The 22,721-nt window shown below is 71.4% G+C and carries 20 protein-coding genes and 1 pseudogene; 12 read left to right on the top strand and 9 right to left on the bottom strand.

Annotated features, from left to right (window positions below; translation table 11 throughout):
- The first annotated feature begins 95 nt into the window (after positions 1-95).
- Positions 96-2,012 carry a potassium transporter Kup gene (locus tag ACZ61C_RS41160; protein ID WP_465313368.1) on the top strand — a complete coding sequence of 639 codons (1,917 nt, stop codon included), beginning with the start codon at positions 96-98 and terminating at the stop codon, positions 2,010-2,012.
- Here ACZ61C_RS41160 and ACZ61C_RS41155 read toward each other — a convergent pair.
- Entirely contained in the window at positions 2,009-2,596 is a 588-nt protein-coding gene (locus tag ACZ61C_RS41155; RefSeq protein WP_465313367.1) for a TetR/AcrR family transcriptional regulator, read from the bottom strand. The genes ACZ61C_RS41160 and ACZ61C_RS41155 overlap by 4 nt on opposite strands.
- Positions 2,597-2,689: 93 nt before the next feature.
- Here ACZ61C_RS41155 and ACZ61C_RS41150 point away from each other — a divergent pair, with 93 nt between their 5' ends.
- A complete protein-coding gene (locus ACZ61C_RS41150) occupies positions 2,690-3,724 on the top strand; it encodes an NAD(P)-dependent alcohol dehydrogenase (protein WP_465313366.1) in 1,035 nt (344 codons plus the stop codon).
- Positions 3,725-3,828: 104 nt separating this feature from the next.
- Here the strand turns inward: ACZ61C_RS41150 and ACZ61C_RS41145 are convergent, their stop codons facing one another.
- Entirely contained in the window at positions 3,829-7,272 is a 3,444-nt protein-coding gene (locus ACZ61C_RS41145; protein WP_465313365.1) for a ricin-type beta-trefoil lectin domain protein, read from the bottom strand.
- A gap of 135 nt (positions 7,273-7,407) precedes the next feature.
- Here ACZ61C_RS41145 and ACZ61C_RS41140 point away from each other — a divergent pair, with 135 nt between their 5' ends.
- Both ACZ61C_RS41140 and ACZ61C_RS41135 read left to right on the top strand, forming a co-directional pair.
- Positions 7,408-7,977 carry a carboxymuconolactone decarboxylase family protein gene (locus ACZ61C_RS41140; protein ID WP_465313364.1) on the top strand — a complete coding sequence of 190 codons (570 nt, stop codon included), beginning with the start codon at positions 7,408-7,410 and terminating at the stop codon, positions 7,975-7,977.
- Positions 7,970-8,782, top strand: coding sequence for a helix-turn-helix domain-containing protein (locus ACZ61C_RS41135; protein ID WP_465313363.1), 813 nt, complete (start codon positions 7,970-7,972; stop codon positions 8,780-8,782). Before ACZ61C_RS41140 ends, ACZ61C_RS41135 begins: the two co-directional genes overlap by 8 nt.
- Here the strand turns inward: ACZ61C_RS41135 and ACZ61C_RS41130 are convergent.
- Positions 8,767-9,663 carry a LysR family transcriptional regulator gene (locus ACZ61C_RS41130; protein ID WP_465313362.1) on the bottom strand — a complete coding sequence of 299 codons (897 nt, stop codon included), beginning with the start codon at positions 9,661-9,663 and terminating at the stop codon, positions 8,767-8,769. The genes ACZ61C_RS41135 and ACZ61C_RS41130 overlap by 16 nt on opposite strands.
- 125 nt (positions 9,664-9,788) lie before the next feature.
- On the opposite strand from ACZ61C_RS41130, the gene ACZ61C_RS41125 reads away from it, so the two are divergent.
- Complete coding sequence (locus tag ACZ61C_RS41125) at positions 9,789-10,610, top strand: inositol monophosphatase family protein (RefSeq protein WP_465313361.1); 822 nt, start codon at positions 9,789-9,791, stop codon at positions 10,608-10,610.
- Positions 10,611-10,622: 12 nt separating this feature from the next.
- Positions 10,623-11,231 (top strand): NAD(P)-dependent oxidoreductase, encoded by a 609-nt coding sequence (locus tag ACZ61C_RS41120; RefSeq protein WP_465313360.1) that lies wholly within the window; start codon positions 10,623-10,625, stop codon positions 11,229-11,231.
- 7 nt (positions 11,232-11,238) lie between these two features.
- Here the strand turns inward: ACZ61C_RS41120 and ACZ61C_RS41115 are convergent, their stop codons facing one another.
- Positions 11,239-12,081 carry a helix-turn-helix transcriptional regulator gene (locus ACZ61C_RS41115; protein ID WP_465313359.1) on the bottom strand — a complete coding sequence of 281 codons (843 nt, stop codon included), beginning with the start codon at positions 12,079-12,081 and terminating at the stop codon, positions 11,239-11,241.
- Between the two features lie 133 nt (positions 12,082-12,214).
- Between ACZ61C_RS41115 and ACZ61C_RS41110 the strand changes: the two are divergent.
- A pseudogene (locus ACZ61C_RS41110) lies at positions 12,215-13,048 on the top strand (oxidoreductase); the annotation flags it as partial.
- 30 nt (positions 13,049-13,078) lie between these two features.
- On the top strand, positions 13,079-14,095 hold the full coding sequence (locus ACZ61C_RS41105) for an RNA polymerase subunit sigma-70 (protein ID WP_465313468.1): 1,017 nt from the start codon (positions 13,079-13,081) through the stop codon (positions 14,093-14,095).
- A 15-nt stretch (positions 14,096-14,110) separates the two neighbouring features.
- Here ACZ61C_RS41105 and ACZ61C_RS41100 read toward each other — a convergent pair whose 3' ends face one another.
- Entirely contained in the window at positions 14,111-14,677 is a 567-nt protein-coding gene (locus ACZ61C_RS41100) for a dihydrofolate reductase family protein (protein ID WP_465313358.1), read from the bottom strand.
- A 112-nt stretch (positions 14,678-14,789) separates the two neighbouring features.
- A complete protein-coding gene (locus ACZ61C_RS41095) occupies positions 14,790-16,232 on the bottom strand; it encodes an FAD-dependent oxidoreductase (protein WP_465313357.1) in 1,443 nt (480 codons plus the stop codon).
- Positions 16,233-16,318: 86 nt separating this feature from the next.
- Here ACZ61C_RS41095 and ACZ61C_RS41090 point away from each other — a divergent pair, with 86 nt between their 5' ends.
- The gene (locus ACZ61C_RS41090; RefSeq protein WP_465313356.1) at positions 16,319-16,927 is read left to right on the top strand and encodes a TetR/AcrR family transcriptional regulator; all 609 of its coding nucleotides are present in this window, start codon (positions 16,319-16,321) and stop codon (positions 16,925-16,927) included.
- Here the strand turns inward: ACZ61C_RS41090 and ACZ61C_RS41085 are convergent.
- Together ACZ61C_RS41085 and ACZ61C_RS41080 are read right to left on the bottom strand one after the other, a co-directional pair.
- A complete protein-coding gene (locus ACZ61C_RS41085) occupies positions 16,912-18,120 on the bottom strand; it encodes a fatty acid desaturase family protein (RefSeq protein WP_465313355.1) in 1,209 nt (402 codons plus the stop codon). The two genes, ACZ61C_RS41090 and ACZ61C_RS41085, sit on opposite strands and share 16 nt — an antisense overlap.
- Before the next feature lie 16 nt (positions 18,121-18,136).
- Complete coding sequence (locus ACZ61C_RS41080) at positions 18,137-19,234, bottom strand: ferredoxin reductase (RefSeq protein WP_465313354.1); 1,098 nt, start codon at positions 19,232-19,234, stop codon at positions 18,137-18,139.
- A 381-nt stretch (positions 19,235-19,615) separates the two neighbouring features.
- On the opposite strand from ACZ61C_RS41080, the gene ACZ61C_RS41075 reads away from it, so the two are divergent.
- The 3 genes from ACZ61C_RS41075 to ACZ61C_RS41065 are packed head-to-tail and all read left to right on the top strand — an operon-like array spanning position 19,616 to position 21,845.
- Positions 19,616-20,152: a YbaB/EbfC family nucleoid-associated protein gene (locus tag ACZ61C_RS41075; protein WP_465313353.1), complete on the top strand. Its 537-nt coding sequence runs from the start codon at positions 19,616-19,618 to the stop codon at positions 20,150-20,152.
- Positions 20,153-20,166: 14 nt separating this feature from the next.
- Entirely contained in the window at positions 20,167-20,502 is a 336-nt protein-coding gene (locus ACZ61C_RS41070; RefSeq protein WP_465313352.1) for a hypothetical protein, read from the top strand.
- Complete coding sequence (locus ACZ61C_RS41065) at positions 20,499-21,845, top strand: hypothetical protein (RefSeq protein ID WP_465313351.1); 1,347 nt, start codon at positions 20,499-20,501, stop codon at positions 21,843-21,845. Before ACZ61C_RS41070 ends, ACZ61C_RS41065 begins: the two co-directional genes overlap by 4 nt.
- Positions 21,846-21,899: 54 nt before the next feature.
- Here ACZ61C_RS41065 and ACZ61C_RS41060 read toward each other — a convergent pair whose 3' ends face one another.
- Positions 21,900-22,550 (bottom strand): DUF4230 domain-containing protein, encoded by a 651-nt coding sequence (locus ACZ61C_RS41060; RefSeq protein ID WP_465313350.1) that lies wholly within the window; start codon positions 22,548-22,550, stop codon positions 21,900-21,902.
- Positions 22,551-22,721 lie beyond the last annotated feature (171 nt).

Raw genomic sequence — 22,721 nt, 5'->3', positions numbered from 1 at the left:
GCTCTGTCGCGCCGGAGCTGCCCCGTCCGGCCACAGTGGACCGGTAGGGTCCGCCGCGGGCCGGCCCGCCGGTCGCCCGGGTCGAAGGGGGAGCGGTGCGCGCGGAAACCAAGCCGGTGCGGGACACGGTGCGGCCGGTGCTGGTGATCGGCGCGCTCGGGGTCGTCTTCGGCGACATCGGCACGAGCCCGATCTACACCCTGCAGACCGTCTTCAACCCGGCCGACCCGCACCCGGTGCCGGTGACCACGCAGAACGTCTTCGGGGTGGTGTCGCTGATCTTCTGGTCGGTCATGATCATCGTGACCGTCACCTACGTGCTGCTCGCGATGCGCGCCGACAACAACGGCGAGGGCGGCATCATGGCCCTCATCACGCTGCTGCGGCGCTGGGGCGCGCAACGCGGCAAGCGCGCCGCCGTCGTCCTGGCCGGTGTCGGCATCTTCGGCGCCGCGCTGTTCTTCGGCGACAGCATGATCACCCCCGCGATCTCCGTGCTCTCCGCGGTCGAAGGGCTGAAAGTCGTTTCGGACGGGCTCGACGCCTGGATCGTGCCGATCACCGCCGTCATCATCATCGGGCTGTTCCTCGTGCAGCGGCGCGGGACCGCCGCGGTCGGCCGGGTGTTCGGGCCGGTGATGATCGCCTGGTTCGTCGTGATCGGCGGCTGCGGCATCGCCGGGATCACCGGGAACCCGGCGATCCTCAAGGCGCTCTCGCCGACCTACGCGCTCGAGTTCCTGGTGGGCCACTTCGACATCGCGTTCTTCGCCCTCGCCGCCATCGTGCTCGCGGTCACCGGCGCCGAAGCGCTGTACGCCGACATGGGCCACTTCGGCCGGCGGGCGATCACCCGCGGCTGGCTCTTCCTGGTGCTCCCCGCGTGCGCGCTCAGCTACCTCGGCCAAGGCGCGCTGATCCTCGAGGACCAGGCGAACATCAGCAGCCCGTTCTTCCTGCTCGTGCCGGAGTGGGGCCGGCTGCCGATGGTCGTGCTGGCCACCGCCGCGACCGTGATCGCCTCCCAGGCGGTGATCACCGGGGCGTACTCGGTCGCGTCGCAGGCCGCCCAGCTCGGGTACCTGCCGCGGCTGCGGATCGCGCACACGTCGGAGACCGAACGCGGGCAGATCTACGTCCCGTGGATCAACTGGCTCCTCCTGGTTTCGGTGCTGACGCTCGTGTTCGCCTTCCGCAGCTCGACGGCGCTGGCGTTCGCCTTCGGCATGGCGGTCACCGGCACGATCACCATCACCACCCTGCTGTTCTTCTACCTCGCCGGGTCGAAGTGGGGGACCCCGCGCTGGCTGATCGGCATCGGCGCGACCGTGCTGCTGACCGTCGACCTGCTCTTCGTCGGCGCCAACCTGACCAAGCTCGTGCACGGCGCGTGGCTGCCGCTGCTGATCGGGCTCACCGCGTTCACGATCATGACCACCTGGCAGCGCGGCCGGCAGATCGTCACCGCCGAACGCGAACGGGACGAAGGCTCGCTGACGGAGTTCGTCGAGGAGCTGCGCGACCGCGACCTGCCGATCCAGCACGTCCCCGGCACGGCCGTGTTCCTCAACCGGGGCAACCGGACGGCGCCGCTGGCCCTGCGTGCCAACGCCGAGCACAACCACGTGCGCCACGAGCACGTCGTGATCCTCTCGCTCGAGACCGAGCCGATCCCGCGTGTGCCACCCGAAGAGCGCGTGACGGTGGCGGATCTCGGGCACAAGGACGACGGGATCATCTTCGTCACCGCCCGCTACGGCTACATGGAGACCCCGGACGTCCCGGGCGCGCTGGCGCGCCTCGACCCGGCGGTCACCGAAGGCCGGCTGCGGCTGGACGAGGCGTCGTACTTCCTGTCGAAGATCGAGCTGCAACGCGGCAAGCAGCCGACGATGGCGGGCTGGCGCAAGCGTTTGTTCATCGCGACGTCGTACATCACCGCGGACGCCGCGGAGTACTTCGGCCTGCCCCGCGACCGCACGGTCATCATGGGGTCGCACATCGAGGTCTAGTCCGTCATCACCGCGCGCCGGACGGTCTCGCGCAACCACGCGCGGCGCCCGTCGTGGTGGTCGGCCGGCTCGTCGGCGGTCGCGGCGTAGACGTTGCTGACCGGCGACCACGCCATCGACATCGCGATGACCATCGCCATCACGTCGAACGGGTCGCCGGGCCGCACCAGACCGGCGGCCTGGGCCTCGGCGATCGCGCGCAGCTTGTGGTCGTCGACCCGGTCGGCGTCCGCGACCAGGTGCCCGGCCGGGCGCCGTTCCAGGCGGGCCCAGGTGGCCAGCCGGATCAGGTCGGGGCGGCGCAGGTACTCGTCGTAGAGGCGCACGGCCCAGTCCGCTAGGTCGGTGGCGTCGATCGGGACGACGTTCATGATCCGCTCGAGCGAGGCGAAGAAGATGGCGTCGAAGAGCCCGTCTTTGCTGCCGAAGTAGGCGTAGAGCTGCGCCTTGTTGGTGCGCGCGGCGCTCACGATCCGCTCGACGCGTGCCCCGGCGATGCCGTGGTCCGCGAACTCGCGGGTCGCCACCTCGAGGATGCGGTCACGGGTGGCGGTGCCGCGGGACGTCAGGGGCCGGTCGACCATGCCGGCAGCTTACCAAACAGAACAGTCGGTTTGCTTTTCGGTCCGGGCGTGGCTACCGTGGAATAGACCGAACAGTCTGTTTGAAGGAGCGGCATGAGGACAAGCACGGCCTGGGGAGTGGACGGCGACGCGAAAACGCTACGGCAGGTGCGTCTCGACCGGCGCGACCTGCGAGGCGACGACATCGCGGTCCGCGTGGACTACTGCGGCGTCTGCCACACCGACCTCCATTCCGTCGGCGCCCACACCGGCGGCTTGCTCGTGCCGGGCCACGAGTTCACCGGCGTGGTGACGGAGGTCGGGCCGGCGGTCACGACGTTCGCGGCCGGCGACCCGGTCGCCGTCGGCAACATCGTCGACTCGTGCGGGGTGTGCGTGATGTGCGAAGCCGGGCAGGAGAACTTCTGCCGCGACTTCCCGACCCTGACCTACGGCGGCACCGACCGTGTCGACGGCTCGACGACGGCGGGCGCGTACTCGCGCGAGTACGTCGTCCGTGACCGTTTCGCCTACCGTCTCCCGGCGGGCCTCGACCCGGCGGCCGCGGCGCCGCTGCTCTGCGCCGGGATCACCGTCTGGGAACCGTTGCGCAGCCTCGGCGTGGGTCCGGGCACGCGGGTCGCGGTCGCCGGGCTGGGTGGGCTCGGGCACCTCGCGGTCAAGTTCGCCGTCGCGCTCGGCGCCGAGACGGCGGTCATCAGCCGCTCGGCGGACAAGACCGCCGACGCCAGCCGGCTGGGGGCCGGGGACGTGGTCGTCTCCATCGACGCGGATGAGATGACCGCCGCGCGCGACCGCTTCGACGTCGTCATCGACACGATTTCAGCGCCCCACGACCTCGGTCCTTACCTGGGACTCGTCGCGATGGACGGCACGCTCAGCCAGGTCGGCCACCTCGGCCCGGTGACCGTCCGGACGATGGACCTGGTGGTGGGACGCAAGAAGCTCACGTCCGCCGGCAGCGGCGGCCGCCCTTCGACGGCGGCGATGCTGGCATTCTGCGCCGAGCACGGCGTGACCGCCGACGTCGAAGTGCTGCCGTCGGCTCGGGTGAACGAGGCGTTCGACCGGTTGCGGCGTAACGACGTCCGCTACCGGTTCGTGCTCGACCTGGCCGATTTGCCGTGAGGACGCCGGGCCGGCCACAACACGCCGATCCGGGTGTCGCCGGCCCGGGCGGTGTACAGCCCTGGCGAGGCGCGCCCGAAGTCGATCTTAGCTCCGGACGCTCGTCACGTCCCCAAGCCGAACCGCTGCGCCGCCGTCGCGTTGCAGTCGTGGATCCTCAGCCGGTCACCCGCGCGGCCCGCGTTGTCCGGGTCGTCGAGGCAGCGGCCCGAGCTCACGGTGCGCAACGACCCGTCCGTCCCCGAAACCCACTGCTGCGCCGCGGTTCCGTTGCAGTCCCACAGCTGCACGGGTGTGTTGTTCGCGGTCGCGCCGTTGACGACGTCGAGGCACTTTCCCAGCGTCCGCAGTGAAGTGTCACCCGGTGCGGACCAGCGCTGCGCGTCGGTGCCGTTGCACCCGTAGAGCTGCACCGCCGAGCCGGACGCGGGATAGCCGTCGACGACGTCGGCGCACAGCCCGGCCGGGCCGGTGACCGGCGCCGGGGGGAAGCGCCACGTCTGGTCCGCGGTCCCGGCGCAGTCGGCCAGGCGCAGCCCGTCCCCGGCCGCCAGGCAGCGGCCGGAGTTGACCAGCGTGCCCGCGGTGGTCAGGCGCCACGCCTGCGCGGCCGTGCCGTTGCACGTGTAGAGCTGGACCGGCGTGCCCGCGGCCGTCGAGCCGCCAGCGACGTCGAGGCACTTGCCGAGGACGTGCACCGCGCCCGCGGTCGGCGGGGTGAACTGCTGGCCCGCCGAGTGGTCACACGCGGCCAGCTCCAGCGGTGTGCCGTCGGCCGTCTGTCCGTTGTGGACGGCCAGGCAGAGCCCGTCGCGGCCGTTCACCTGGCCCGCCAGGGGATTGTCGGCCGCGCTGCCGGTCAGGGTGACCGTGTGCCGGGCGTTCGACGGCAGGCTCGCCGTGGTCACCGTGACCGTGCGGGAATGGGCGTTGTACGCCCACGCCGTCTCGGGCAGCCGCTGGCCGTCGACCGACACCGCGGTGGGTGCGGCGGAGTTGGCCAGCCGGAGCGTGTAGGCGCGGGCCGGGCCGGACGACGGGTCGACGGTCAGGGTCTTCGCCGCGTCCTGCCAGCCGAACCGGGTGGTCGTCGACGCCGCGGAGCCTTCACCGGCGTCGTCGTAGAGCGAGAAGCTGCCGTCGGCGCCGGCCGTCACGGTGAGCGTGAGCTGGTCGAGCGGCGCGGTCGTGTTGTCGACGTAGTTGGTGCGCAGCGGGACGATGCCGCCGGCTTTCACGAGCACCGGCATCTCCGACAGCGGCTTGGTGATCGTCGCGGTCGACGGTCCCGTGTAGACAGTGCCGGTGAAGTAGTCGGTCCAGGTGCCCGGCGGGATCCACGCCGAGACCGAGCCGCCGGCCGCGGTGATCGGCGCGACCAGGACGTTGTCACCGTAGAGGTACTCCTGCGGATGGGTGTAGGCCGCGTCCTGGTCCGGGTAGTTCAGGTAGAGCGGCCGGGTGATCGGCACGCCGGTCTGGTTCGCCTGTTCGGCGAGCGTATAGGTGTAGGGCACCAGCGATTCGCGCAGCCGCAGGAACTTCTCCGCGCTGTCGCCGGCCGCGCCGGGGTAGTCCCACGGCAGCCGGTCGCCGTGGTCGGAGTGCAGCCGGTCGACCGGCTGGAACGTCCCGAGCTGCAGCCACCGCGCGTAGAGCTCGTCGGGCAGGTGACCGCCGTGGAAGCTGCCGATGTCGTGGCTGACGTTGCTGAGCCCGGCGGCGGCCTCGTCCGGCGTGAAGCGGGCTTCGTAGGCGAGCATGTCCCAGCTCAGCGGCGTGTCGCCGGTGAACTGAAGGGTGTTGCGCCGCTCCGACCACGGGCCGAGCGGGTAACTGCTGTGGATGCCGCCCTGCTCCGCGCCGCCGATGCGGCCGAAGGAGAACCCGCGCAGGCCCTGCGCCGCCGCGTGGTCGGCGTAGGCCTGGTTGATGAAGTTGTCCGGCGCGATCCCCGGGTCCGACGCCGTCGAGCGGCCGCAGCCGGAGCAGTAGTCCAGCCACCACGTCCGGACCCCCTGGGCGTCGAACGGCTTGTGCAGGTCGAAGTACGACCGCAGGTGGGCCGGGTTCGACCAGTCCCAGACGTAGTTCCCGCCGTCGGGAAGCAGCCCGCCCGCCGTGGTGTTCGCCGCCGCGAACCGCGGGTCGTTGCCCGCGATGGACGTGTGGATGTTCAACGACACGGCCAGGTTCTGCTGTTTGGTCCAGTTCAGGAAGCCCGGTGGGTCCGGGAAGAGCCCGGTGTTCCAGTTCCAGCCGTTCCACTGCGACGGCGACTTCCAGTCGGTGTCGACGACCAGCCAGTCGATCGGGGTGAACGTCGAGCGGAACTTCGGCAGCAGCGACGTGCGGTAGTCGTTGTCCGAGTAGGCGAAGTAGCGGGAGAACCAGACGCCGTAGGCGGACCGGGGGAGCAGCGCCGTCCCGCCGGTCAGCGAGTTGAGGTCGGCCAGGCCCTGCTTGAAGTCCTTGCCGTAGCCGAAGAAGTAACCGTCCTGATAGGGCTGCGCGCCGTGCGAGGGCCGGTCGGTGACCGTGCGGTCAACGTTGAGCAGCGCCGCGCGGGTGTCGTCGAGCAGGTACCAGCCGTCGCGGTCGAGCAGGCCGGGGTGCTGGGGTGTCGGGACGGCCTCGGGGTTGTCCAGCGAACGGTCCCAGCCGCCGAGCACGGACTTCGGGCCGGCGCCGTAGGCCGTGGTCAGCAGCGAGGTGTCGGCGGCGGGAAAGCCCGCCGTGGCCGTGGTGACGGCGACGCTGTCGACGTTGACGTTGCCCGAGTCGCCGGACTTCCGCTCGACGCGGACCGAGTTCGTCCCGGCGTTGAGGGGGATCGTCACCGAAGCGGTCGCCCAGGTGTCCCAGGACCCGGTCGCCGACAGGGTGAACCGCGGCCCGGGCGCGCCGTTGACGGTGGTCGACAGGGTGCGCGTGGTGTTCTGGCCGTCGCCGCCCTGCGCGTTCGCGTACCGGACGGTGAGCCGGTACTGCCCGGCCGCCGGCACCGCGGAGACGTCCTGGGCGAGGGCCGACCCGGTCGCGCCGAACCCGGCGAGGAAACCCGAACCGGTGTACCCGCCGTGGTCGTAGGCGGTCGACGCCGACCCGATCGGCACGCCGTTCTCGGCCTCGCAGGCGGTGCCGAAAGCGCAGTAGGACGGGAACAGGGGAGCCGCGGTGACGTTCGTCGTGGTGAGCTGCACCGACGTGTTGTCCCGGGTGAACGGGCCGCTGTTCTGCCGGTACCGCAGGGTGAGGTTCGCGGTCCGGATCTCGCGGACGCCGCCGGTCACGGTGGTCGTGTAGGCCGGGGCGGGCTGCGACCGGTTGACGGCGGTGAAGGTGGTCTGGTCCTGGAAGCGGTCGTCACCGGCGTACTCGAGCCGGATCAGCGTCGGGGTCAGGACCTCGAACCGCGCGTGGCCGTCCTGGACGACGGCCTGGTCCGCGCGCGGGGCCGGCGGGGCCTTCGCGGCGGCGGTTCCGGTGATCGTGACCAGGCCCGTCAAGAGGGCCACCAGCGTCTTCGACGACTTTGATCGGAACACGCGCACTCCTCGTCCACGCCCGAGCCGGAACCACCACTGTCAACGTTGTCCACAAGACATGTCAGCCGCCGAATGCAGCAGCATTTACCTCCGGGGGAATTGGTTCGCCGCCGCGGCCGCCGCAGACTCGTCGCCATGACCCAGTACCCGATCCACACTGTCGACACCGCGCCCGAAGCCGCGAGGGAGCCGCTCACGGTCCTGCGGGACGCGTTCGGTTTTGTCCCGCAGGGGGCCGGCCTGATGGCGAACTCCCCGGCGTTGCTGAACACGTTCTTCGCCGCGTTCGGGCACTTCCGGGGCGGTGGCACCTTCACCCCCGCGGAGCGCCAGGTCCTGCTGCTGTCCAACGCCGTCGCGAACGGCTGCGAGTGGGCGGTCGCGTTCCACACGTTGGAGGCGCTGGCCGACGGCGTCGAGCCGACCGTCGTCGAGGCCATTCGTCACGGCGAGCGGCCGGACGACCCGCGGATGGCAGCGTTGTCGGCGCTGACCCGCGCGTTCATCGAGCACCGCGGGCACCTCGACGAGGCGGCCGTGGCGGCGTTCACGGCGGCGGGCTTCACCACGCAACAGCTGTTCGAGGTGGTCACCGGCGTGGCGATCTCGGTGATGACGAACTACGCGGCGAACGTCGCCGGGCCGCCGTTGGAGGCGGCGGTGCGGCCGCACGCGTGGCGCGCGGGATACTTGAGCGGTGTCTGACGTCGGCCCGTTGCTCAAGCACTGGCGGAGCGCTCGGCGGCTGAGCCAGCTGGCTCTGGCCGCCGAGGCCGCCGTCTCGATCCGGCACCTGTGTTTCCTCGAAACCGGGCGCGCGAACCCCAGCCGGGCGATGGTGCTCAAGCTCGCGGAGGTGCTCGACGTGCCGTTGCGCGAGCGCAACACCTTGCTGCTCAAGGCCGGGTTCGCACCCGAGTACCCGGAGTCCGCATTGGACGAACCTTCGCTGGCCGCCGTGCGCGACGCGCTCGACACGATTCTCGCGCAGCAGGAGCCGTTTCCCGCGCTGGTGATGGACCGGAGCTGGGACATCCGGCACACCAACACCGCCGCCCGCCGGTTCTTCGCCTACCTCCAGGACGGGCAGGCGGCGGCCGCGCCCGGCCCGGCGAACGTGCTGCGCCGGATGTTCCACCCGGACGGCGTCCGCCGGCACGTGACGAACTGGCCGGAGGTCACCGAGGCCCTCGTCCGGCGCGTGCGCCGGGAGGCGCTCGGCGGTGTCACCGACGAACGCGCCCAGCGCGTCCTCGACGAGGTGCTGGACTACCCGGGCGTGCCGTCGTCACTGCGCTCGCTCGACGCGGCGGTCCCGGTGCTGCCGATCGTGCCGATCCGCTACGCGTCCGGCGACCGGCGGTTCGACTACTTCTCGACCGTGACGACGCTCGGCACCCCGCAGGACGTGACCCTGCAGGAGCTGCGCATCGAGTGCTTCTTCCCGATGAACGACGAGACGCGGGAACACGCGCGTCAGCTGGCGGAAGCCGGTCAGCCGAGCTCCTGAACCGCGGCCCGGACCCGGTTCCGCAGCCATCGGTGCGCTTTGTCGTTTTCGTACCGCTGGTGCCAGCGGACCACGAGCGGCGCCGGCGGCGCGGGCAGCGGCAGCGGCACGGTCACCAGGCCCAGCGCCTCGACCATCCCGCCGCACATCCGCTCGGGCACCACCGTGACGAACTCGCCGAGCCGGACGACCCCGAGCGCCGCCGTGGTCGTCGGCGTCGTCGCGACCATCCGGCGTTCGAGCCCGTGCTCGGCCAGGACGTCGTCCAGCGGATCACGGAGCTGTCCGTGCCGGGTGACCCGCACGTGGGTCGCCTCGGCGTAGCGGCGCATGCTCGGCTTCCGCCGGGCGAAGGGATGGTCCGCGGCGACGGCGAGCACCAGCCGGTCCTCGAAGAACGTCTCCGAGTGGATCTCGGGGGACTCCGGCGCCGCGCTGCCGAGCTCGAGGTCGACCTGGCCGCGGCGCAGCTCGTGGGTCTCCGCGCGGCCTTCCGCGAGCAGCCGCACCCGCGCGTTCGGCGCTTCGCGGTGCACCGCCGTGACCAGGCCGGGGCCCAGCGCGGTGCTGATCGCGTCGTGGCAGATCAGGGTGAAGACGCGGTCGAGCGCGGCGAGGTCCGGCTCGCGCGCCGGCGCGAGCACGCTTTCCGCCTGCTGCACCAGGTCCCGGACCTGGGCGCGGATTTCGAGCGCGTACGGCGTCGGGGTCATCGTGCGGCCGGTCCGGACCAGGATCTGGTCGCCGGTGACTTTGCGGATCCGCCCGAGCGTCCGGCTCATCGCGGGCGACGACAGGTGCAGGCGGTCCGCGGCCGCGGCCACGCTGGTCTCCTCCAGCAGCGCGTCCAGCGCCGTCAGGAGGTTCAGGTCCAGGTGCATGCCGGGGATCCTACCTTCAAGTGTGTCTGGGTAAATCATCAAGTGCAAAAGATGCATTTGAAGTCAACGGCTTTTCTGCCTACCTTCGAAGACATCAGCTTTTCCTTCGACGAACGGGGCACACCATGACCGCCACCACTCCTTTCCCGCAGACCGGAACCGACGACGCCGCCGTGCTCGCGGGTGCGGTCGAAGCGGTGCGAGCCGCCGGCCGCCGGCTGCGCGCCCGCTACTCCACCGACGCGCGTCCGGCCGACTGGGCCGGGCTGGTCGCCGCGGGCGAGGCGAACGAAAAGGCCTCGGGCGAAGACCTGCAGCCCGCCCTCGCGCGGGCCCGGCCCGAAGCGAACTGGGTGACCGAAGAGCTGGAGACCACCGAGCTGCCGCCGGGGGAGTGGTGGTCGGTGGACGCGGTCGAGGGCAACGTCAACCACGTGCACGGGCTGCCGGAGTGGTGCGTCAGCGCGACCCTGCTCCGCGACGGCGTCCCGGTGCTGGCGGCCGTGTACCAGCCGGTCGGCGACGTGCTGCACACCGCGGTCCGCGGCGGCGGGGCGTTCGTGAACGGGCGGCGCCTGAGCGTCTCCGCCAAGACCGACCTCAGTGTCGCCGTCGCCACCACCGGGCAGGCCGAAGCCGGCCAGAGCGAGACCTACCGCCGGATCGGCGAGTCGATCACGGCGATGCTGGGCAACACCCTCCTGGTCCGCGCGACCGTGCCGTCGACCTTCCCGATGCTGCTCGTGGCCGCCGGGCACGCCGACGTCTTCTGGCAGTACGAGCCGACGCTGCCCGGGGTCGCCGCCGGCGCCCTGCTCATCACCGAGGCCGGCGGGACCGTGACCGACCTCGCCGGCGCGCCGTGGCACCCCGGCAGCACCGGCATCCTCGCCGCCCCGCCCGCGCTGCACACCGCCGCGCTCGGCGTTCTGTCCACAGTGAACTGACCGGGGAAGACCATGGAAATCACGATTCTCGGCGCCAGTGGCGCCACCGGGGCCGAACTGACGCGCCAGGCGCTGGAACGCGGACACAGTGTCACGGCCGTCGCCCGCAACCCGGACCGGATCACGCTGCCGGTGACCCGGGTGGCCGGCGACGTCCTCGACCCGGACTCGATCGGCCGGGCGCTCAAAGGAGCACGGGTTGTCCTTTCCGGACTCGGGATCAGCGGCAAGGACGCGCCCGGCGCGCTGACCGCGGGAGCCCGGGCGGCCGTCGAAGCCGACCCCGAGTTCATCGTCTGGCTCGCGGCCTTCGGCACCGGCGAGTCGGCGTCCCAGGCCGGCGCCTTCACCCGCGGGCTGCTGAAGACGTTCATGAAGAAGGAGATGGACGACCGCACCACGGCGGACACGATCGTGCGCGCCGCCGGCGGGTCGGTTTTCCACGCCGGTCCGTTGTCCACCGGCGAGCTCAGCCCGGCCCGGCGCACCGTGCCGCTCGCTTCCGCGCCGCGGCGGTTCTTCCCGGCGCGGGTAAGCCGGGCGACGGTGGCGGCGGCGATGCTCGACGAGGCCGAGCAGCGGCGTTACGGCGGGGGCATCGCGGTCCCGCTCGAGCGGTAGCGGGTGCTCAGCCCGGCGTGATCGCCTGGGTGCCCAGCACGGACAGCAGCGCGAGGCGCTCGGCGTCGTCGGATCCGGGCTCGGCGGTGTAGACCATGATCCGCTGGTTGCTGCCCGCGACGGTGAGCATGTCGCAGTCCAGCAGCAGCGCCCCCACCTCGGGGTGGTCGACGGTCTTGCGCGCGCTCTCGTAGTGCTCGACCGCGCCCGAGTCCCAGAGCTCGCCGAACCGGTCGCTGTGCGCGCGCAGCTCGGTGACCAGCCGCCGCAGCTGCCGGTCGGCGGGGTACCGGCCCGCGGCGGACCGCAGGTCGGCGACCAGGCTGTGTTCCATCGCCCGCCGCGAGTCCGGCGTGTGCCGGACCCGGGTGCCCGGCCCGACCAGGTTGCGCCACACGGCGTTGCGTTCGTGCGCGCGCCACCCGGTCGGGTCCCCCATCAGGGCCGCGTACGGCGGGTTGGCGACCAGCAGCGTCCAGCACGCGTCGAACACGGCGACGGGGGTGCCGGTCAGCCGGTCGAGCAGGCGCTGGACGCTCGGGGTGAGGTAGGCGGGCACCGTGTCCGGCCCGGGCGGGGCCAGCTCGGCCAGGTGGAACAGGTGCTCACGCTCGATCCGGGACAGCCGCAGAGCCCGGGCGAGGGTCTCGACGATCTGGACCGACGGGTGGGACGCCCGGCCCTGCTCGAGCCGCGTGACGTAGTCGACCGAGATCCCGGCCAGCAGGGCCAGCTCCTCCCGTCGCAGCCCGGCCGCGCGCCGCTGCCCGCCGGCGGGCAGGCCCACGGCGTCCGGCGAAACCCGGTCCCGCCAGCGCCGCACCGCCTGCCCGAACTCGGTGTCCACCATGCCGTCCAGTGTGCCCCGCCCGGGGCGGCGCTGCCTGGTACCGCCGGTCCCAGGAAGACGGGACGGCTGGCAGTCCCCGCCACCCGGCGCGAACGTGGGCCGGGCAAGCGGAAACCGACACCGAGGAGTCCTCATGACACTCACCGCCGCCCCCGTCTGGTTCATCACCGGGTGCTCCACCGGCCTCGGCCGCGCCCTCGCGACGCACGTCCTGGACCGCGGCTGGCGCGCCGCCGTCACCGCCCGCGACCCGGAGACGGTCGCCGACCTGGTCGCCCGCCACGGCGACCGGGCGGTGGCGCTGCCCCTCGACGTCACGGATCCCGCGCAGGTCGCCGAAGCGGTCGAGCGGGCCGAAGCGGCGTTCGGCCGGATCGACGTCCTGGTCAACAACGCCGGGTACGGCTACCTGGCCGCCGTCGAGGAAGGGGACGACGCCGAGGTGCGCGCGCTGTTCGACACCAACGTCTTCGGGCTCGCCGAGGTGACCAAGGCCGTGCTGCCGGGCCTGCGCGCCCGGCGGGCCGGGCACGTGGTCAACATCTCTTCGCTCGGCGGCCTGGCCGGGTTCGGCGCGACCGGCTACTACCACGCGACGAAGTTCGCCGTGGAAGGCTTGTCCGAGTCGCTGGCCGCCGAAGTCGCGCCGCTGGGCATCGGAGTGACCATTGTGGAGCCCGGCGCCTTCCGCACGAACTGGTCCGGCCCGTCGATGAAGCAGTCGCCGAACCACATCGACGACTACGCCGAGACGGCCGGCCGACGCCGTGCGGCGACGCTGGCCACCTACGGCAGCCAGCCGGGTGACCCGGCCCGCGCCGCCGAAGCGATCGTCACCGTGCTGGAAGCCGACGAGCCGCCGTTGCGCCTGCTCCTCGGCACGGCCGCGCTGAAGGTGGCCCGCGGCAAGCTGGACGCCCTTCAGCGCGACTTCACCCGTTGGGAAGACCTGAGCAAGAGCACGGAACAGGCTCTAGTCGCGGGCGCCGGTGGAAGGATGCGGTCCATGACCGACGCCAGACCGCCGGGTGCCGACGAGGCCACGTTCCTCGCGGCCGCTCGTTCCGGCGACACGGCGGGCTTCGCGCTGGTCACCGAGCGCCACCGGCGTGAGCTGCAGGTGCACTGCTACCGGATGCTCGCCAACTACGACGACGCCCAGGACGTCACGCAGGAGACGTTCCTGCGGGCGTGGCACAAGCGGGAGTCGTTCAAGGGCGACGCCGCGCTGCGGACCTGGCTGTACCGGATCGCGACGAACGCCTGCCTCGACTTCCTGGAGAAGCGCGACGACCGGACCCCGGTGCCGTCCGGGCTGTCGGAACCCGGCTCCGAGCTGCTGTACCTGCAGCCCTATCCCGACCGGATGCTCCCCGAGGACCCGCAGGAGTCGGTGGTGGCGCGGGAGACGATCGAGCTGGCGTTCATCGTCGCCGTCCAGCACCTGCCGCCGCGGCAGCGGGCGGTGTTCGTCCTGCGTGACGTCCTCGGCTGGCCGGCGCCGAAGGCGGCCGACGCGCTCGAGCTGACGGTCGCGTCGGTGACCAGCGCGCTGCAGCGGGCGCGGGTGACGATGCGGGAGCGGCTGCCGGGCCGCCGCCTCGACTGGCGGAGCCCGGCGACGCGCGAGCTGTCGGACGACGAGCGCGGCGTGGTGAAGTCCTACATCGACGCCCACGAGCGCAACGACCTCGACGCGTTGATGTCCCTGCTGCGCGCCGACCTGCGCTTCGCGATGCTGCCCGATCCGGGCACCGTGGTCAGAGGGGCCGGCGACGCGGCGGACGGCTGGGTCTCGGGCGGGCTCTTCCAGCCTGGCTACGACGACTGGCGCGGGACCATCACGACGGTCAACCGCATGCCGGCGGCCGGGCTGTACGTCCGCACCGCCGGCGACGCGGAGTACCGCCTGCTGAACATCGCGGTCCTGCACGTCGCCGACGGGCAGATCGCCGAGCTCACCGGGTTCGACGCCACGGACAAACCGTGGCTGGGCCTGCCCTCGACCCTGTGATCGGGGGCAGGACGCTCATCGCCTCGTCTCGTACCGGGTCAGCACCGCGCCGCCGGGAAAGGCCCGCGTCTCGACGAGGTTCAGGTTCACCCAGCTGTCCAGCGCGGTGAAGAACGGCGTGCCGCCGCCGACCAGGACCGGATGGGTGACGATCGTGTACTCGTCGACGAGCCCGGCTCGCAGGGCGGCCCCGGCGAGCGTCGCACCGCCGATGCTCATCGGGCCGCCGTCCTCGGCCTTGAGCCGGGTGATCTCGGCGACCGCGTCGCCGGTGACCAGGCGGGTGTTCCAGTCGACCTTGTCGACGGTCGAGGAGAACACGACCTTCGGCGTGTCCCGCCAGTTGCGCGCGAAGGTGATCTCCGCCGGGGTGGCGCCGGGCTGCTGGTCGCCGGTCGGCCAGTAGGAGCTCATCGCCTCCCACAGCTTGCGCCCGTAGAGGGAGACGCCGATCGCCAGTTCCTGCTCGAGCCAGAACCGGAAGAGCTCCTCGCTCGGCTGCCCGCTCCACCCGATGTCGTCTCCGGGCGCGGCGATGTAGCCGTCGACGGTCACGTTCATCCCGAAGATCAGTTTCCGCATGCTGCCAGCCTCTCGTGAGTGGGTCTCGTAGGTACAGACGAGCGGGGCGCGGAAACCTAATCGGTCCTCGGTGGGGCTGCCGGTGCCAGATTCGAGTCCGCCGCGGTGCGAGTCAGCCGACCGCGGCGAGGTAGTCCGTCACCGCCGAGGCATCACCGGCGTCCGAGATCAGCCCGACGTAACCGTCGGGCCGGATCAGCACAAGACTTCGCTCCGTCGCACCGTACGCAGCCGCCAGCTGCCCCTCGGTGTCGGTGACTTCACCAGGCCCGGAAGGCGTGCCGACGACACGCACGGTCTTCACCTCGACCGCCGCCGCGGAGCCGAAGTCCACCAGGGTGAACTGCCCGCCGCGAGTCAGCTCGAACAGGCGCCGGTCGCCCTCCACCGTCCGCAAGCCTTTCGCGTCCGGAGCGCGGTCCCCGGCGCGGAGCGACGCCGTCTCCTCACGGTCGTCGCGAGCCAACGCCGAGCCCCGGTAACCAAGGGAAAGCTGCATGGTCTCCGCGTCGCGGCGGAGCGGAATTCCCTTCTCCTCGACGGCCTGCGCGAGCCGCGCGTTCGACAGCGCGAGCACACCCTCCGCGATCGGCCGTCGCTCGGCGCCGTAACTGTCGAGCAGGGCGGGCGTGCCCCTCGCGAGCTTCCAGGCGAGGTTGTGCGCGTCCTGGATGCCGGTGTTCATCCCCTGGCCGCCGGCGGGGGAGTGGATGTGCGCCGCGTCGCCCGCGAGGAACACCCGGCCTTCGCGGTAACGGTCGGCCAGGCGGATGTTGGCCCGCCACAACGTCTTCCACTCCGGGCTGTGCAGCCGGAGGTCGGTGCGGCCGGCGCGGCGCTCGAGGATCGCCTGCAGGTTCGCGAGGCCGAGCTCCGGATCCTGGCCCGGCGCGAGCACGGCCTGGTACTGGAAGACGCCGGTCGAGGGCAACGGACACAGCCCGACCATGCCTTCCTCGTGCTGCCACAGGTGCCACGCGTCGCGGTCGAGGCCGTCGACCGCGAGGTCGGCGACGATCATCCGCACCTCCTCGCGGGTCTCACCCTCGAAACCGATCCCGGCCTGCTTGCGGACGACGCTGTGGCCGCCGTCGCAGCCGACCAGCCAGCGCGCGGTGATGGTTCCCGTCGAGACCGTCGCCGTCACGGAGTCGTCCGACTGCTCGAAGCCGGTGAGCGCGGTGCCGAACTCGACCTTCCCACCGAGCTCCGCCAGCCGCAGCCGCAGCGCCTCTTCGACCCGCCATTCGGGCGTGATCAGGCTGGCCTGGTAGGGGAGGCCGGGCCGCGACGGCTCGGCGCCGGTCAGCGTCACCCGGCCGTCGGGCGCGGTCGACCGCATCGGCATCGCCGCCCGGCCGTTCGCGAGCACGCGGTCGACGATCCCCAGGTCCTCGAACACCTCCAGCGTCCGTGGCTGGACACCCTTGCCGCGGGAGCCGGGCTGCGGGCCGGGCGCGGCCTCGACCAGCCGGAACGGGACACCGAGCCGGGCGAGCTCGCACGCCAGTGTCAGCCCGGTGGGCCCGGCGCCGGCGATCAGGACCTCGGTCATCATGCGCTCCCGTCAAGAAAGGAATCACTTTCTAACGACGGTAGCCGCGGTTGCGGAGAAAGGCAAACCTTTCTATCGTGCCGAGGATGGTCACCGAACCCGCCCGCCGTCGCCGGCACGGCAAGCAGCTCGAGGCGGAGCTGCTGGCCGCCGGCTGGGAAGAGCTGGTCGAGGCCGGGTACGCCCGCCTGACGATGGAGTCGGTGGCCGTGCGCGCCCGCACCAGCGAGCCGGTCCTCTACCGCCGCTGGGCCAACAAGGACGAAGTGGTGCTCGCCTCGATCGAGCACCACCGGAGCACGCACCCGGTCGAGGTCGCCGACACCGGCTCACTGCGCGGTGACCTGCTCACCCAGCTGACGGCGTTGAGTGACGCCTTGGCCGGCTTCTTCGCCGTCGCCGCGGCCGCCGCCTTCTCCGGGCTGCTGGCCGACACCGGTCTCACGCCCGCCCAGGCCCGCGACAAAGTCCTGGCCCAGGACCGGCTTCCCCCGCTGCGCGCCCTCTACCGGCGGGCCCACGACCGCGGTGAGCTCGACCTCGGCCGGGTTCCGGCGGCGGTCCTCGCCATGCCGTTCGACCTCGTGCGCCACGACCTGCTGATGAACCTCGAACCGCTGAAGCCCGCGCGGATCCGCTCGATCGTCGACGAGCTCTTCCTGCCCCTGGTGCGGGACGCTCAGACGCCTTCGTAAGGGCCGGGCTTCGGCCGCGGCCGCCCGCCCGGGAACGCCAGCCGCAGGATCGTGCGGTGCACCGTGCCGAGCTGCCGGGACAGCGGCCCGGTGTTGTACGGGAGGCCGTAGCGGCGGCAGATGTCCCGCACCTGTGGCGCGATCTCGGCGTAGCGGCTGCTGGGCATGTCCGGGAACAGGTGGTGCTCGACCTGGTAGCCGAGGTTTCCGCTCAGCAGGTGGAACAACGGCGACCCGGTGATGTTCGCCGCGCCGACGAGCTGCCGCACGTACCAGCCGCCGCGGGTTTCGTCGCGCACCTCGTCCTGGCTGAACGTGTAGGTCTGGTCGGGGAAGTGGCCGCAGAAGATGATCGAGTGCGCCCAGAGGTTGCGGATGATGTTCGCGGTGAAGTTCGCCCGGAACGTCGCGGCGAACGTGCCGCCGCCTTCCGCGCGGGCGGCGTCGAGCTCGCCCCGCGGCGCGCCCTTCCGGAGCCGGCCCACGGCGAGCGCGGCGAGCGCGCTGACGAGCGGCCAGCCGACGTAGTCCTTGAGGATCTGGTCGCGGGCCTTGCCGGAGATGCCCTTCAAGTCGTGCCAGACGTCCTTCATCGGCTTCTCGCCGGCGCGGATGGCTTCGACGTCCAGGTCGTGCACCGCGACGCCCCACTCGAAGAACGCCATCAGCAGCAGGTTGTACAGCGGCTGCGCCAGGTACGCCGGGTGCCACTTCTGGTGCGGGTCGATGCGCATGATCTCGTAGCCGAGATCCTTGTCCTTGCCGCGGATGTTCGTGTACGTGTGGTGGATGTAGTTGTGCGAATGCTTCCACGCCGTCGCGGTCGACGCCGTGTCCCAGTCCCAAGTGGACGAATGGATGTCCGGGTCGTTCATCCAGTCCCACTGGCCGTGCAGAACGTTGTGCCCGATCTCCATGTTCTCCAGGATCTTCGCGACGGCCAGGCAGCCGGTGCCCGCCGTCCAAGCCACCTTGGACCGGGAGCCGAGCAGCAGCGCCCGGCCGGCCACCGCGATCTGCCGGTGCAGCCGGATGACCCCCTTGATGTAGCGGCGGTCGCGGTCACCGAGGTCGGCGCGGACCCGGTCGTGGATGGCGTCGAACTCGCGGGCGAGCTCGTCCAGCTGGTCCCCGCTCAGGTGGGCGAACGGGTGTGCGCTCTTCGGGGGCAGCGTTGTCGTCGTCGAGGACATGGGTTCCCTTCTCCGCTCAGAGTTCGACCGTGACCCGGCCTTCGGCGCCGTGCACGCAGGTGCGCACGATCTCGTTGTGCTTCTCGCTGACGGCGTTGGTGCGCAGGTCGCGGATCCGGCCCTCCCGGATCGGCAGCACGCAGGTGTGGCAGACCCCGACCCGGCAGCCGAACGGCATCTCGACTCCCGCGTTCTCGCCCGCGACGAGGATCGGGGTGCCGGGCGGGCAGTCCGCGTCGAGGTTCCGGTGCGCGAACCGCACGGTGCCGCCCGTCCCGTCGGCGGTTCCGCCGCCGACGACCGGCTGGAACCGCTCGTGGTGGAGCCGGGCGACGTCGCCGTGGCTCTTCCAGTGCGCCTGCAGGGAATCCAGGAGCTCGCCGGGCCCGCAGCCGTAGGTTTCCCGCTCGCGCCAGTCCGGGCACAGCGTGTCGAGCTCGGCGGGGGAGAACCGGCCGTCGCGGCTGGTGATGCGCAGTTCGAGCCGGAAGCCGTCGTGCCGGTTCTCCAGCGCGGCCAGCTCTTCGCCGAAGGTGACCCCGTCGGCGTCCCGCGCCGAGTGCACGTGGACGACGTCCCGCAGGCCAGGGCCCGGGTCGAGGTGCCGCAGCATGCTCATGACCGGCGTGATGCCGCTGCCCGCGGTGACGAACAGCAGCCCGCGGTCGAGGCGCTCCGGCAGGGTGAAGGAGCCTTCGACCTCACCGAGCCGCACGACCTCGCCGGGGTGCGCCCGCTCGACCAGGTACGGCGAGACGACACCGCCGTCGACCTTCTTGGGGGTGACGGAGATGAGCCCGTCCGCGCGGTCCGGGCTCGACGTCAGCGAGTACGCGCGCCAGTGGTGGACGCCGTTGATGACCACGCCGAGCCGCACGTACTGCCCGGGCTCGTGCCCGACCCAGTCGAACCCGGGGCGGATCAGCACGGTCGCCGCGCCGCCGCGTTCGGGCCGGACGTGCTCGACCCGCCCGCGCAGCTCCCGTGTCGACCACAGGGGGTTGATCAGCTCCAGGTAGTCGTCCGGCCGCAGCGGCGTGAACAGCCAGCGCAGCGCGCGCAGGGCCCGCCGCCGCAGCGGCGACGCCGGCGGCCGCATCCCCACTTCGGCCATCAGGCGCCACCCCGTCCGGGACGGGTGGTCACGACCTCGGTGTGCACCATGCTTGTTGAGTGTACATGCGTGCACTCAATCCGCAGTGCGAGTCGGGCCGCCGAGGTGGGCCGGTCGCACCGTTCGTACAGCCCCCGGCGCTGACCGGACCGCGGCCGGGCATGCGGTCGGCGGCGCGGCCACCTTCGACCGGCACCCGCGCGGCGGCCGATCGCGGCTCCCGAAGCCGCCGGTGTTTTGTCCGGTATCACCGGCCGTTCCCGACGAAAACCTCGCCGATCCACGCCCCGTTCAGCCGACGGATCTGTGCGTGTCATCTCGAGTTAGAACGGCGCTGATTGACTTCTCAGCACTCCAGATCTTTCTCGCGACGAGGACAAATTGACACAGTCAGTGCCCCCCGGCGGCGGTGACGGCGACCCGCTGGCCGCGTTCAACGCCGAGCTCGAGCAGATTCAGGCCAAGGCCGCGGCGGCCCAGGAACGACTCCAGTCCGCCGTCGCCACCGTGCAGGCGCCGGACGGGGCGGTCCAGGTGACCGTCGGCCCGAGCGGGGTCCTGCAGGACCTCCGGTTCGGCCCCCGCGCGTACGAGCGGTCCCCGCAAGCCCTGTCCGGCCTGGTGATGCAGCTGATCGGCCGTGCGCAGCAGAAGGTCTCGGCCCAGGTCGCCGACGCGTTCGACGGCATGGTCGGCGAGAGCTCCGCGGCGCGTGAGCTGCTGTCGGAGTTCCTGCCGGCGCCCGAGCCGGACGAGGGAACACCGCCGGACGCAGGCGCCAAGTTCATGCCGGAGGGCGGCGACCGCCCGCCGCCCCCGCGTCCGCAGCCGCCGAGCCCACCGCAACCGCAGCGTGGTCAGCCGCGCCGCCGTCCCCGGCCCGAGCCGGAGGACGACGGCGAGAGCAACCCCTGGTAGGAGGAGGAGAACCAGTGGTTTCCGGAGACGGTTTCACGGTCGACCCGAACGAGCTGCAGAAGTTCAGCCAGTTCCTGTCGGGCACCACACAGCCGGCGGTGCAGGAGGCCGCGAACCGGATGCAGGCGGCGAACGGGTTCGACAACGCCGCGTTCGGCATCCTGCTCGCGCAGGTCCTCGCCGTGCCCTCGCGCATCACCATGGGCGTGATCGCCGGGGAGATCGGCAAGCTCGTCGGGGACATCGGCAAGTCCGCCGACGACGTCAAGAAGGCCGCCGACACGTACGCGACCCACGACTCGAACACCGCCAAGGGTTTGAGCACCTTCGAGACGGAGCTGGGCAAGTGACCGTTCCCATCACGGCATCGAACTCGACGACCGGCGCCGGCGTCTTCGACAGCTGGAAGCAGGTCGGCGACTCGATCGGCAAGGTCCAGACCGAACACGGCGGTGACCTCGCGGCCGTCAGCGTCGAGCTGGGCATCAACGTCATCAGCGCCGTGCTCGACACCGTCGCGTTCGCCATGGACCCCCTGGCCAAGCTGATCGCGGCCGGGCTGGGCTGGCTGATCGAGCACGTCTCGTTCCTGAAGTGGCCGCTGGACCAGGTCGCGGGCAACCCGGCCGAGGTCACGAAGGTCGCCAACGAGCTGCACAAGATCGGCGAGTCGCTGCGCCACACCGGCACCGAGCTCGACGAGACCCTCAAGTCGACGATCACCCAGTGGCAGGGCAAGGGTTACGACAGCTTCCTGAAGTCGATCAACGACCGGAAGGGCTGGATCGACGCCAACGCCAAGGCGGCCGACGTCGCCGGCTACATGGTCGAGACCACCGGGGCCCTGATCGGCGCGGTTCGCTCGCTGCTGCGCGACATCATCACGACCATCCTCGGCGACATCATCTCCACGATGCTGATCGCCCTCGCGCTCGCCATCCCGACGTTCGGCGCGTCGATCGCGGTCGGCGTGACCAAGTGCGTCGCCACGGTCTCGGTGCAGGTCGCGGCGATGATGGCGAAGCTCGCCAAGGTCATCTCCTACGCCGGTCGCACGCTGGCCCGGCTCACCGGGCTGTCGAAGCTGGTCAAGGGGAAGCCGGGCTCCGCATCGAGCGCGGGGCACGAGATGACGCCGATGCCGCCGCCGGGCACCGCGATCACCCACGACCGTCCCGGTGGTGGCGCCACGCCGAGCACCCGGCCCCCGGGTGACGGCACGACCCCCAACTTCTCGCGGCCGCTGCCGCCACCGGGCACCGCGATCACCCACGACGGCCCGCCCACGACCGGCGGCGGCACGCCGAGCACCCGGCCGCCGGGTGACGGCACCACGCCGAACTTCTCGCGGCCGACGCCGAAGCCGCCGGAGCCCCCCAAGCCGACGCCGCCGAAGTCGCACCTGAGCGACCACGACGTCTCGACGATCAAGAAGCACGAGGACTGGCTGAAGACGAAGTTCGGCGACAGCTACAAGAAGATGAAGTTCGTCGACGACTGGCTGAAGGCCAAGCACCCGGACTACTACCCGATGCTGAAGTCCCTCTCCGACGCCAAGAGCTCGAAGAACTTCGTCGGCTGGGCGGGCAAGGACATCGTCCAGGTCGACCGCGGGCTCACCGACATCCAGATGCAGGCCGAGGCCGCGTGGGCCGAAGAAGACAAGAAGGAACAGCAGCAACAGCCGCACTAGCACCGCGCGGCGGTCCGGTGGGCGGCTCCGCCCGCCGGACCGGTGCCGCGGGCGTCAGCCGCTGGCGTTGTCGGCGTAGTTCACCGTGATGTTCTTGAAGCCCAGGGACTGCAGCAGTCCGGTGAGCATCGTCTTCGTGTTCCGCTCGGCGTCGGCCACCAGCGTGCTCTTCGCGGCCGCGCCCTGGATCTGCTTCTGGGCGAGCTCGTACAAGGCCTGCTGGGAGTTCGGGTTCCCGCTGAGGAAGTCGTTGATCTTGGTGAACAGGCCCTGCCGCTCCGCGTATACGTGCGACTGGTGGACGTCCAGCGTGGCCGGCTCCAGCTGCGCGTGGCCCAGGGTGACCGTGGCGGACTGGCGGTCGTCGGAAACCTTGACCGCGTCACCCTTCAGCTTGGAGAAGTCGACAAAGGCGTTGTCCGTGCCGACGCCGATGAAGAGCGTGTCGCTGCCCACCAGGAAGCTGGGCAGGACCGAGCTGGTCGAGATGTCGACAACCACCTGGAACGAGCCGCTCGCCGCCTCGTAGCGGGAGAGCTCCACGATCGACTGCAGCAGCACCGGTCCTGAGTGCTCTTCGGTCTTTTCGGCGAACGGGTTGCGCAGCTGGGGCAACAGGTGCACGGCCGAGGCGACGAGTGCCGCCGCCGCCAGGACCACCACCGCCACAGCCAGAACGACGAGCCGCTTGCCCCAAGTTCCCATACCGGGAGGAATACCCACGCCGCCGCCGGGCTAAGCGGCTCCGTAGGCGGGCGGGCGGTTGCGCCGGACGGCCTAACGCCGGGAAACCCGTTGGCCTGCGGCGAAAGTCGTCCACAGAGGACGCCCGTGCGGGTGGGCGGGGGAGCGCTCCGGGCTCCGACCGGCCAGAAT

Source organism: Amycolatopsis sp. NPDC104587 (assembly GCF_055583645.1).
Note: the sequence above shows the minus strand (reverse complement) of the source record. Positions and strands in the feature narration are given on the sequence as shown.